General features: G+C 69.7%; 11 protein-coding genes. 1 reads left to right on the top strand and 10 read right to left on the bottom strand.

Features of this window, described 5'->3' with window-relative positions; genetic code table 11:
• Positions 1-4 precede the first annotated feature (4 nt).
• The 9 genes from ACLQ2O_RS08605 to ACLQ2O_RS08565 form a co-directional block, all read right to left on the bottom strand.
• Positions 5-790 (bottom strand): DUF3050 domain-containing protein, encoded by a 786-nt coding sequence (locus ACLQ2O_RS08605; protein WP_425828972.1) that lies wholly within the window; start codon positions 788-790, stop codon positions 5-7.
• Between the two features lie 12 nt (positions 791-802).
• Positions 803-1,711, bottom strand: coding sequence for a phytanoyl-CoA dioxygenase family protein (locus tag ACLQ2O_RS08600; protein ID WP_425828970.1), 909 nt, complete (start codon positions 1,709-1,711; stop codon positions 803-805).
• On the bottom strand, positions 1,708-2,781 hold the full coding sequence (gene hppD / locus ACLQ2O_RS08595) for a 4-hydroxyphenylpyruvate dioxygenase (RefSeq protein WP_425828968.1): 1,074 nt from the start codon (positions 2,779-2,781) through the stop codon (positions 1,708-1,710). The genes ACLQ2O_RS08600 and hppD overlap by 4 nt, the downstream gene beginning before the upstream one ends.
• Positions 2,782-2,790: 9 nt before the next feature.
• Complete coding sequence (locus ACLQ2O_RS08590; RefSeq protein ID WP_425828966.1) at positions 2,791-4,065, bottom strand: beta-ketoacyl-[acyl-carrier-protein] synthase family protein; 1,275 nt, start codon at positions 4,063-4,065, stop codon at positions 2,791-2,793.
• Positions 4,062-6,101, bottom strand: coding sequence for an AMP-binding protein (locus ACLQ2O_RS08585; protein WP_425828964.1), 2,040 nt, complete (start codon positions 6,099-6,101; stop codon positions 4,062-4,064). Before ACLQ2O_RS08585 ends, ACLQ2O_RS08590 begins: the two co-directional genes overlap by 4 nt.
• Positions 6,098-6,604: a beta-ketoacyl synthase chain length factor gene (locus tag ACLQ2O_RS08580; RefSeq protein WP_425828962.1), complete on the bottom strand. Its 507-nt coding sequence runs from the start codon at positions 6,602-6,604 to the stop codon at positions 6,098-6,100. Before ACLQ2O_RS08580 ends, ACLQ2O_RS08585 begins: the two co-directional genes overlap by 4 nt.
• A complete protein-coding gene (locus ACLQ2O_RS08575; protein ID WP_425828960.1) occupies positions 6,601-7,482 on the bottom strand; it encodes a beta-ketoacyl synthase N-terminal-like domain-containing protein in 882 nt (293 codons plus the stop codon). Before ACLQ2O_RS08575 ends, ACLQ2O_RS08580 begins: the two co-directional genes overlap by 4 nt.
• A 298-nt stretch (positions 7,483-7,780) precedes the next feature.
• Positions 7,781-8,086, bottom strand: a complete 306-nt coding sequence (locus ACLQ2O_RS08570; protein ID WP_425828958.1) for an acyl carrier protein — start codon at positions 8,084-8,086, stop codon at positions 7,781-7,783.
• 68 nt (positions 8,087-8,154) lie between these two features.
• Positions 8,155-8,409: an acyl carrier protein gene (locus ACLQ2O_RS08565; protein ID WP_425828956.1), complete on the bottom strand. Its 255-nt coding sequence runs from the start codon at positions 8,407-8,409 to the stop codon at positions 8,155-8,157.
• A gap of 17 nt (positions 8,410-8,426) precedes the next feature.
• Here ACLQ2O_RS08565 and ACLQ2O_RS08560 point away from each other — a divergent pair, with 17 nt between their 5' ends.
• Complete coding sequence (locus tag ACLQ2O_RS08560; RefSeq protein ID WP_425828954.1) at positions 8,427-9,227, top strand: 4'-phosphopantetheinyl transferase family protein; 801 nt, start codon at positions 8,427-8,429, stop codon at positions 9,225-9,227.
• Here the strand turns inward: ACLQ2O_RS08560 and ACLQ2O_RS08555 are convergent.
• A complete protein-coding gene (locus tag ACLQ2O_RS08555; protein ID WP_425828952.1) occupies positions 9,158-10,558 on the bottom strand; it encodes a class I adenylate-forming enzyme family protein in 1,401 nt (466 codons plus the stop codon). The genes ACLQ2O_RS08560 and ACLQ2O_RS08555 overlap by 70 nt on opposite strands.
• Positions 10,559-10,634: the final 76 nt, after the last annotated feature.

The following is a 10,634-nucleotide window of genomic DNA, read 5'->3' as shown; positions in this document are numbered from 1 at the left end:
CTCGTCAGCCCTTGATCGCCGCGAGGATGGCGTCCCACAGGCGGGCGCGAGCGGCCAGCGCGGTGTTGATGGTGTCCGCGCACTGGTCCCACTTGGTGTCGTCGTCACCGCACAGGTCGGCGACCATCTGCATCGCCATCGGGGTGTGGAACTCGCCGTCCACCTCGATGTGCCGCTCCAGGTAGTCCACGAACGTGTTCAGCTTCTTCGACCGCTCGTTCACCGAGACGACCTGCGTGAACATGTCCGGGATCAGGTCCTCGCGGCCGAACGCGAACGCCGCCGCCTGGCAGTGCACCGGCGCCTGCTCGATGATCTGCCAGGTCGTCCCGGCGAAGTCGATCGACGCCTGCGGTACGCCGGCCGCGTGCAGCGACTCCACCACCGTGCCGCCGTCGCGCAGCAGGTCGATCAGCTTCTCGATCGCCGCGGTGCCGGCGCCGGCCTCCTTCATCCCGTTGACGTACAGCTCGAAGTGGCTGATGAAACCGTTGCCGAGCTCGTCGGACTCCTCGACCATGACGATGTCGTTGATCAGCCGCCGGCTGCCGGTGTGCGCGGTCGGGATCCACGGCACCGTGACGCAGGTCAGCTCGCGCTGCAGCGACTTGAGCAGTGACATGAAGTCCCACACCGCGAAGACGTGGTGCTCCATGAACGTGACGAGCGACTCGTGCGTGTCCAGGTTCGCGTACAGCGGGTGCTGGACCACGGTGTCGCGGGCCTCGCCGACCGCCTTCTCCAAGCGCTCGATGCCCGGGTGGGTCTGACCCCAGTCGTAACGTGACATGACTTTCTCCTTCTAGCGGTCGGCCCAGAGGGTGGGGCAGAAGTCGGGATCGGCGTAGTCGGGCCGTCCGTCCGGCGTACGACGGACGACGGCGTCGTGGTTGTACGCCGCCAGGGTTCCGTCGCTGAGCGGGAACTCCCGGTAGGAGTTGCCGCCGTCCTGCAGGTGCAGCGAGATCGCGCGGCGCGGGCGGTCGCTGACGTTCGCGCCCGAGCCGTGGTAGGTCCGGCAGTGGTGGAAGTTCAGGTGCCCGCGCGGGATGGTGACCGGGACCTTCACCACCTCGACGCCGTTGTGCTCGGCGTTCTCGGTCAGCATCTGGTCCAGCTGCGAGCGGTCCCGCTCGGCGAAGTGCCGGACGACGGTGTCGTCGGAACCGATCTCCTGCCAGCGGTGGCTGCCGTCGACCATCGTGATCGTGCCCATCTCGGGCGGGCAGTCGTGGAACGGGATGAACGCGGTCAGCATCCGCTCCGAGGACGACGACGACCAGTAGTGCTTGTCGAAGTGCCAGGGCACGATGTTCGACGGCTCGCCGGAGATCGGTGGCTTGTAGATCAGCGTGGACTGAAAGATGCGGATCTCGTCCACCTGCGCCAGCCGGGCGGCGACCGCACCGATCAGCGGCTTGCGCAGGATCTTCGCCAGGCCGTCGTGCTCGTAGTGCACGTAGTCGTTGTGCCGCTGGACGTCGCCCTTCGACGGGTCCCAGTAGGCCAGCTTCGGCGGTGCCGTCGGCAACGTCCGGTCCCGCTCGCCGGCGTAGTACCGCTCGCTGGCGTTGACCAGCTCGTCGGTCTCGTCGTCGGTGAGCAGCTTCTTCGACAGGTACCAGCCGTGCTCGGTGTAGAACGCGACGTCCTCGTCGGACGGCAGCAGCGCGACCTCTTCCTCCGACAGCCGGAACTCGAGCGCGGTCATACCTCGACCCCCTGCAGCTCGCGCTCCTTGGCCTCGTACAAGGCCTTGATGTTGCCGCTGCCGAACGTCATCGCGCCGCGCCGCTCGATGATCTCCAGGAACAGCGTTCGTCGGACGTGCATCGACTCGGTGAAGATCTGCAGCAGCTGGCCCCAGTGGTCGCGGTCGACCAGGATGCCGAGCTTCTCCAGATCCTCGATCGGCGTCTCCACCTCACCGACCCGCTCCGGCAGTGCCTGGTAGTACGTCGACGGCGAGGCGAGGAAGTTCACGCCGCGCTCGGCGAGCGTGCCGACCGCCTCGACGATGTCGCTGGTGCGCAGCGCGATGTGCTGCACGCCGGCGCCGGCGTGCCAGGTGAGGAAGTCGTTGATCTGGCCCGGGCGGCGGTTCGGGTCCGGCTCGATCAGCGTGAACGTGACGTGCTTCGACGGGCTCTGCACGACCGTCGACTCCATGCCCTGGCCCGCGACCTCGATGTACTCGTCGAAGATCGGCAGGAACCCGAAGACGTGCTCGTAGAAGTCCACCGTCGGCTTCAGCTGCCCGGACGGGACGCAGATCGCCAGGTGGTCGATCTCGCTGAACAGCTTCTCGTCCGGCCCGCTCGACGGCTCGCTGATCTGGAACGCGCCGGGCAGGAACTCCCGCCGCGGCCCGTGCCGCTCGACCAGCCGGTGGATCACGTCGCCGAAGCCCGCGACCTCCGCGACCACGACGGTGGTCTCCAGCTCGTCGGTGTACGACGTCGGCTCGGTGACCGACTCGGCGCCGCGGGCCAGCAGCTCGGTGTAGGCGACGGAGGCGTTGTCGACCTCCAGGCCGACCACCGCGACCCCGTCCCCGTGCCGCTGCACGTACTCGGCCGCCGGGTGCTCCGAGGACAGCCCGGAGGTGAGCACGATCTGCACCGCACTCTCCCGCAGCAGCAGCGATCGCTGGTCGGCCAGCCCGGTCTCCGGCCCTCCGTGGCCGTGCACCTGCAGCCCGAACGCGTGCGTCAGGTAGAACGCCGCCTGCTTCGCGTCACCGACGTACAGCTCCACATGGTCGATCCCGTAGATCTCCATCCCGTCCCCTCACTGGTTGTTCTCTGTGCGCGGTGTGTTGTGCTCTGTCCGCGGCGCGCTCGTCGGTCCGAGCAGCAGGCTCACGTTCTGGCCGCCGAACCCGAACGAGTTCGACAGCGCGTACTGCGGCCGCGCGGCGCGCGGTTCCTTCCGGACGTGGTCCAGCGGGCATGCCGGGTCCGGGTCGTCGAGGTTGTACGTCGGGGGCAGCAGCCCGCGCTGCACGGCGAGTGCGCTCGCGGCGGCCTCGACGACGCCGGAGGTGCCGAGCAGGTGGCCGGTCAGTGCCTTGGTAGAGCTGACGGCGGGGGTTGCTGTGCCGAACGCCAAGGCGATCGCTGTCGACTCGGCGACATCGCCCAGCTTGGTGCTCGTCCCGTGGGCGTTGACGTAGCCAACCTGCCCGGGCGTGACGTGTGCGTTGGCGAACGCCTTGCGCATGCAGTCCGCCGCGCCCGTGCCGTCCGGCCTCGGCGCTGTCGGGTGGTGGGCGTCGGCGTTGACGCCGTACCCGGCGAGATCGGCGTAGCCCTTGGCGTTGCGGGCTATCGCGTGCTCGGCGCTCTCCAGGACGAGGAGGCCGGCGCCCTCCGAGAGCACGAACCCGTTCCTGCGCAGGTCGAACGGCCGGCTCGCCTGGGTCGGGTCGTCCCACCCTCTGGCCAGCGCTCTGGCGTTGGCGAAGGTCTCCGCGAAGGTCGGGAACAGCGGCGCCTCGCTCGCTCCCGCCAGTACGACGTCCGCCTCGCCCGAACGGATCAGCCGCACCGCGTCGGCGATCGCCTGCGCGCCGGACGCGCACGCCGTACCGACCGAGCTGGTGTACCCGCGGATGCCGAACCGGATCGCGACCCGGGCGGCGGGCATGTTGGGCAGGATTCCTGTCAGCAGGTAAGGACTGACAGCAGCCCGCCCCCGCTCGGCCCGCGCCAGGACCTGGTTCTCGAGCGTGGCCATGCCGCCGACGCCCCCGATGATCACGCCGATCCGGTCGGGGTCGACGTTCTCTCCGATGCGCAGCCCGGCATCGTTGAGCGCGTCCTCCGCGACGAGCTGGGCGAGGATGACCGTCCGGTCCATCACCTTGCCGTCGGGGCCCTTGGTGATCTCCCCGGTGTCGACCTCTCCCAGGAACCCGCCCAACTCCACGGAGTTTTCTACGGGATGCCCCTCCGGCGGCCGGCTGATCCCCGACCGCCCGTGCAGCAAGGCATCGAAGACTTCTTCGACCCCACGCCCCACAGGCGTGAGCAGGCCCATCCCGGTGATCGTCACTGCACTCATGGCGACACCAACCGGTCCTGCCGAAGCGCCACCTTGCGGACCTTGCCCGTCACCGTCACCGGGACGTCGTCCGCACCCACCACGGTGACCCGCCGGATCGTCGCGGCAACCTCTTCACCAACAGCCGCCTTGACCTGTTCTTCCAGTTCGGCCTCGGAGTCCGGCTTCAGCTCCAGCAGCACATCCGTGACGAACCCATCGCCCTCGGGCACCACGATCACCGTGCAGTCGAGCACCTCCGGCAGTGCTGCCAGAATCCGCTCCTCGGACAGCGACGTGTACAGCTGCGGCCCGTCGAACCCGGCCACCGCGTCAGGAACCCTGTCCAGGTGGAAGAAATGCCCACCCGCATCCCGGTACGCCAGATCCCCGGTCAGGAACCACCCGTTCAACCGGAACCGGTACGTGTTGACCGAGTCGTTCCAGTACCCCGGCGACACCGACGGCGACCGGAACCCGAGCATCCCCGGCGTACCGTCCGGCAACTCGTTGCCCTGGGCATCAAGCACCGCCGCCTGGGCGAACTGGTAAGGCTTCCCGATGCACCGCCCGTAGTGCGCGGAGTCCGGCGTGTGCGTGATGTGGAACCCGTTGTGCCCCATCTCGCTCGACCCGAGTCCGTCGACGAAGTGCGACCCCGGCACCGTCACGCGCCCCTCCCGCGTCACGGCCTCCCGCGACCCGGCCGCAACCAACTTCCGAATGTGCGGCTCGTGCGCGCAGTCCCCCGTGTTGAACCACATCCGCACCGAGCCCACGGCGTACCGGCTCAGGTCCTCCCGCGCGAGCCCGGCCCACGTCACCGCGAACCCGTACACACCACGCGGTTGCCACCGCTCGATCGCAGCCAGCACCACCGGCGCGTCCTGACTCGACAGCAACAGCATCTCGGCACGATTCCCGAGCACCTGGTTCACCATCAGGATCGTCGCCGTGTGCGGAACCGGCAGCGCGTTCAAGATCCGGTCGGTCCCCTGCGCCTGCGGCATCGTCAACAGATGCTTGAGCGCGGCGTACAAGGTGGTGTGCGTGTGCAGCACCGCCTTCGGCACCCCGGTCGTCCCGCTGGTGTGAGTGATGACGACCGGATCATCCCGGTGATGCTGGTAATGCCCAGGCGCCTTCGCCGGATCCCCGGCCCCAAGCTCCTTCAGCGTCCCCAGAATCGGAGCCCCGTGCAACAAGCTCGGCCCGGCGCCCGGCGCGCCTCCTACGCCCACCGCTCCCCCGCCAGGCGTAGCCGGCCCGGCGCCCGAACCACCCGCCTCACCCACCGCTCCCCCGCCAGGCGTAGCCGGCCCGGCGCCCGAACCACCAGGCGCGGCCGGCCTGGCGCCCGCCTCACCCACGGCTTCGCCGGCAGGCATCGCCGCCGCGACTACCCCTGCAGTTTCTCCGGCGGGCATCGACCTCAGCCCGGCAGCGACCTCTTCCGCCGCATCGCCAACAGCCCTTCCCCTGCCAGGCCTAGCCAGCCCGGCGCCCGGCGTGCCCGCCTCACCCACGGCTTCGCCGGCAGGCATCGCCGCCGCGACTACCCCTGCAGTTTCTCCGGCGGGCGCCGACCTCAGCCCGACAGACACCTCTTCCGCCGCATCGCCGACAGCCTTGCCCCGCGCCTGTTCTTCCAGCAACGCGCGATGCGCGTTGTCGGCCAAGATGCCGTTCACGCGGAGGCGGCGGATGTACTCCGAGGCGATCGGGGGCGCCATCTTGCCGTTCAGCAGGGCGGGGATCGCGCCGACTCGGGTGAGCGCGAGGAAGCTCAGGACGATGTCGGCGGCGTCGGTCGCCCAGATCGCGACCACGTCGCGCCGGCCGATCCCCCGCGCGTGCAACCACGCCGTACGGGCTTGGACCCGCTCGTCCAGCTCGCCCAGCGTGAGCGGGCGCTCGGCCGGGAAGTGGTCGACGGCGGTATCGAAGGTCAGACCCGGTCCGTTCAGGTCGGCGCCGAGTGCGATCACCGTGGCCAGGACGTTGCCGGTGCCGACGGACGGGTCCGCGGCCAACTGGGCCCGGAGGCTTGTCTTCACTGTTCTCCCCCACTCACCAACAGGGCGACTGCGGTGTCGCCGGTGCTTGCTTGTTCGACCAGGACGACAAGGACCTGCTCGGCCTCCCCGTCGGCCAGCAGCAGCGCGGCCTCGTCGAGCCCGGCGCGATGCGGGTCGTTCGACGGGCTGACGCACACCACCGGCCCGTGCAGCCCGAACCGGCTGGCGACGTACCCGGCAACCGAGTTCGGGACGGACTGGAAGAAGTAGAGCGGACCGATTCGCTTGCCATTGGCAACGGCTTCGCGGACGTGCTGGGTGCTGTCGAGGTCACCGGTGCGGCTGACCAGGACGATCCCCGTGCGCTCCAGCGGAGTCGCCTGCGCGAAGCAACGCTCCGCGACGACGGCGACCATCGGGCTGAACGTCGACCCGACGAAGCCTGGCAGCGCGGGCGGGCCTGCCACCGCGTCGTCACCCGGCTGCGGCCAGTGACTGACGGTGACCACGACGGGGTCCGGGATTCCGAGCGTGGGGATCATGCAGCACGCACCAGCAGGGCCGTGTTGGCGCCACCGAAGGCAGCGTTCAGCGTCAGCCCGTACGCCGAACCAGCCGGACGCGGCGCGTCGGCGATGACGTCGAGCCTGCAGTCCGGGTCGGGCGTGGTGTAGCCAGCGTTGACCGGAAGCTTGCCTTCGCGCAGCGCCTGGATCGTGATGATCAGCTCGAGCAGGCCGGAGGCCTCCAGCGCGTGACCGTGCACGGCTTTGGTCGAGCTGACCGGTACGCGGGGGCCACGTGAAGGTCGGCCACTGGGATCAGCCTGCTGAGACCGTACGTCGGCCGCGAAGACCCGGTTGATCGCGGCGGCTTCGGAGGCGTCGCTGAAGCTGGTACCGGTCGCGTTGGCGTTGATGTACCCCACGACCTCAGGCGGAAGCCCAGCTCGGTCGAGCGCGGACCCGATCGCCCGAGCCAGCCCGCGGCCATCGGGATCGGGTCGGCAAGGGTGGTAGGCGTCCCCCGCCCGCCCCCAGCCGGCGATCTCCGCGATCCCCTCCCCCGCTTCCAACACCACTGCCGCTACCCCGTCGCCCAGCAGCAACCCCCGCCGGTCCAAGCTGAACGGCCGAACCACCCCGTCGTCAGCCAGCGCCCGCCCCGCGTCGAACAACGCGAACTGGTCAGCCTCCACGAGGTAGCCCGCGGCAACCACCACCCGATCAACCACCCCCCGGCTGATCAAGCTCGCCGCATCGGCAACCGCCGTACTGGCCGAAACACAAGCGCTCGTGTAGATCCGGCTCGCCCGCGATGCCAACGCCCGCACCTCGGACCGCCCGTGCACCGCCAACATCAACGGCGCCCCGGCCCGCTGCCCAGGAGTCAGCCCCGCCCCCGCACACGCGATAGTCACCGCTTCCAGCAGTTCTTCTTCCAGGGTCCCCGCATCCCCAGCAGTAGCCGCAACCCGCACCCGCCGCTGCCCAGTCCCAAACCGCAACACCTCGCTGAACGCCGAGGCCGCCGTCAACGCCCCCGCCAACTGAGCCTCAGGCCCCCGCCCCAACGCACTCATCACCGAAACCCCGGTAACAGCCACCGGCCGCCGCACCCCCGCCCGCCCCGCACCCGCGGTGCCCACCGAAGCGGTGCCCGCCGGAGCGGCACCCGCCTTCCGGCCTGCGGGCGGGGCGGCGGGTGGGGATTGGGAGTCAGACATGGACGGTCAGCGCTTTCGCCAGTACGGCGACGGCGTCGTCGATGGTGTGGATCTGGTCCAGGTGGTCGTCGGTGAGCTCGACGGCGTAGCGCTGCTCGACCTGGTGGACGAGCCACGCGAGCTCCATCGAGTCGATGCGCTCGTTGCCCGCCGGACGCTCACCGAGGCCGGCGAGCCAGTCGACGATCTCCGCACGCCCGGGCGGGGGCGGAGCGGCCTGGGCCCCGGGCTGCGGCAGCGCCTGGACCTGGAGCCCGGGCGGGGGCGGAGCCTGCGCCTGAGACACGGGCTGCGGCAACGCCTGGCTCCGAGCCCCGGGCTCTGACAGAACCTGGGGCTGAGACGGGGGCGGGAGAATCTGGCTCATCAGACCTGCTGCGCAACCCGGCCGGCCACCTCGGAGGTGAACTCACCGACGGTCATCAACGCGAGCTGCTCGGACTCGTCGTCCGAGAACCGCACGCCGAACTTGTCCTCGACGCGCACCGACAGATCCGCCAGTGCCAGCGACTCCAGATCGACGCCGGCCGGGCCGAGCGTCGTACCGTCGTCGACTCCCTCGACGTCGTAGTTCATGTCCACCAACTGCGCGAGCACGAACTCGCGAACTTCATCCCTCATCGCGTTACCTTCTCCCTGTGAACCAACCCGCGGGCCCCACTCCGGAACCCGTGCACGTCTGGGTGAGCACCACCACCGACAACCCCCGCGATGCCGCCCACCATCTGCTCCGGCAACTCGCCAACTCCCTCGGCCACCAGGCCCCGTTGACCCACACCCCCACCGGCCAACCACTCATCGAGGGCCTCCACATCTCCCTCACCCACACCACCGGCGTGGCCGCAGCAGTCGCCACCCACGCGGGCCCAGTCGGCATCGACGCAGAACTCTTCCGAGACTTCCCAGTCGCTGAGCTGTCCCGCCGCTGGTTCGCCCCAACCGAGGCCACCAACACCCCCGAGACGTTCCTGCACCTCTGGACCGCCAAAGAAGCAGTAGGCAAAGCCCTCGGCCGCGGCCTGAGAGGCAACGGCCTCAGCCGCCCCATGCCCCCCGCCCTGGCGGGCGGGGGTGGGGGGAAGGAGCCGAGCGCCCCCGAGCCGATCGCCTCCGGCGACGGCGGCGTGGACGAGCGCAAGCTCGTCGCCGGAGGCGACGGTGGGGTTGGAGGGGCCGGGGAGGCGGCTGGCGCCGTCGGCAGCCCGCGGCAGCTGGTCGCCGGAGGCGACCGCGTCCCGGGTGAGGGCGGCACCCTCCTCGCTCAGGTGGTTCCGTCCGAGCCGGAGTTCGCCGTTGTACACGTTGGTGTTCGGCCCGACCTGGTACTGGCTCTGGCGTTTCCCGTAGGGGTGACCGAAGTGGTGCTTCATCACGGGACCGCCTTGCGGAGCACCGTCAGGTCTCGGACGAGCTTTCCCGTTGTTGTGCGGGGCAGTTGAGTCAGCAACCGGACAGTCCGGGGACGCTTGTACGGCGCCAGCTGGTGGGCCAGTTCGGCTTCCAGGGAAGGGATTTCTCGGGGCTGGTTCAGCTGCACGTACGCCGTGATCGCGTTGTCGTAGACGACCACCGCGGACTCCACGCCCTGCAGCGTGTTGAGGGTGTACTCGACCTCCGTGAGGTCGACCTTCAGGCCGCCGACGGAGACCTGGGAGTCGAGGCGGCCTCGGACGGAGACCAGGCCGGACGCGGGGTCTACGACTCCGGCGTCCTTCGTGTGGAGCCAGCCGTTGGACCAGCGGGCGGGGTCCGACAGGCCCAGGTACGGCGAGTCGGGGCGGCAGATCTGGAGCTCGCCGTCGACGGCGCGGACCTCGATGCCGGGGGCGGGCAGGATCTGCGGGCGGTGGGCACCGAACAGGTCGGTGCCGATGACACCGACCTCGGTCATCCCGTACATGTTGCCCAGCGGTACGCCGTACTTGTCCTCAAAAGCCGAGGACACCGAAGCGGGCACCAGCTCTCCACCGGTCGTCATCCGCTTGAACTGCGGCAGCGACGGCGGCTGCTCCACCGACGCCAGCAGCCCGATGTGGAAAGGCACGCCCAGCACCGTCGCCGGCTTGGAGCCGGAGGCAATGGCCTGCAGGATCGCGTCCCCGGTCAGCCGAGCCGGCGGGACCAGCTCGACGCCCGCGTGCAACCCGTACAGAAGCCCACCGACGAGCCCGAGCACGTGCACCATCGACGGCAGCAGGATGATCCGCTCGCCAGGCTCCGGCACCCCGTCGATCTGCGTGTACCGGAGGACCTCTTCGACCAGGTCCTCAGCGGTCCGCCCGATCACCTTCGACGGCCCGGTCGAACCCGAGCTCAGCTGGACGACGGCGTGCGAGGTCCCCGCCGGGTGCCCCGAGTACGACGCGACGTCCGTGTCGATGTCCACGAACGTCCGCAGCCCCGACGCGACCGGTCGTTGCGGCGACACCAGGACCTGCGGCACCAGCCGCTCGATCGCGCGCCGGACCTCGTAGTCGGTCAGCCGGTGGTCGAGCAGGATCGCCTGCCCGCCGCTGCGCCAGACCGCCAGCAAATGCGTCACAAATGCCAATGACGGCGGTAAACGCAATGCGGCGGCCCCACCGGCGCGTAAACCGGACTGGGCCAATTCCAGTTGCCGGTCGCGGACCAGCCGCCGCAGCATTCCGCGGTCGACAGCACCGGGCAAGGAAAAGCAGACGTCGCCTGCCGGTCCAGCCAGCAGCACGTCGTCGACCCACTGGGCACCCACGGTGGTTCCGGGCACCACGACAGCACCGTCCATGGTCATCAGGGCTCCGAGTTCGCCTTGAACACAAAGGATTCGAAGCACCAGCACCCCCACCAAGGCCTGGCGATGACGTGAC

It is taken from the genome of Kribbella sp. DT2 (assembly GCF_049844575.1).
Classification (GTDB): Bacteria; Actinomycetota; Actinomycetes; order Propionibacteriales; family Kribbellaceae; genus Kribbella.
This window is presented reverse-complemented; position numbering and strand designations above follow the sequence as displayed.

Bases quoted from the DNA above. Each gene is read 5' to 3' on its own strand.
- ACLQ2O_RS08565 (WP_425828956.1), bottom strand. From the start codon at position 8,409: ATGAGGGATGAAGTTCGCGAGTTCGTGCTCGCGCAGTTGGTGGACATG.
- ACLQ2O_RS08590 (WP_425828966.1), bottom strand. From the start codon at position 4,065: ATGAGTGCAGTGACGATCACCGGGATGGGCCTGCTCACGCCTGTGGGG.
- ACLQ2O_RS08555 (WP_425828952.1), bottom strand. From the start codon at position 10,558: ATGACCATGGACGGTGCTGTCGTGGTGCCCGGAACCACCGTGGGTGCC.
- ACLQ2O_RS08605 (WP_425828972.1), bottom strand. From the start codon at position 790: ATGTCACGTTACGACTGGGGTCAGACCCACCCGGGCATCGAGCGCTTG.
- ACLQ2O_RS08580 (WP_425828962.1), bottom strand. From the start codon at position 6,604: ATGATCCCCACGCTCGGAATCCCGGACCCCGTCGTGGTCACCGTCAGT.
- hppD (WP_425828968.1), bottom strand. From the start codon at position 2,781: ATGGAGATCTACGGGATCGACCATGTGGAGCTGTACGTCGGTGACGCG.
- ACLQ2O_RS08600 (WP_425828970.1), bottom strand. From the start codon at position 1,711: ATGACCGCGCTCGAGTTCCGGCTGTCGGAGGAAGAGGTCGCGCTGCTG.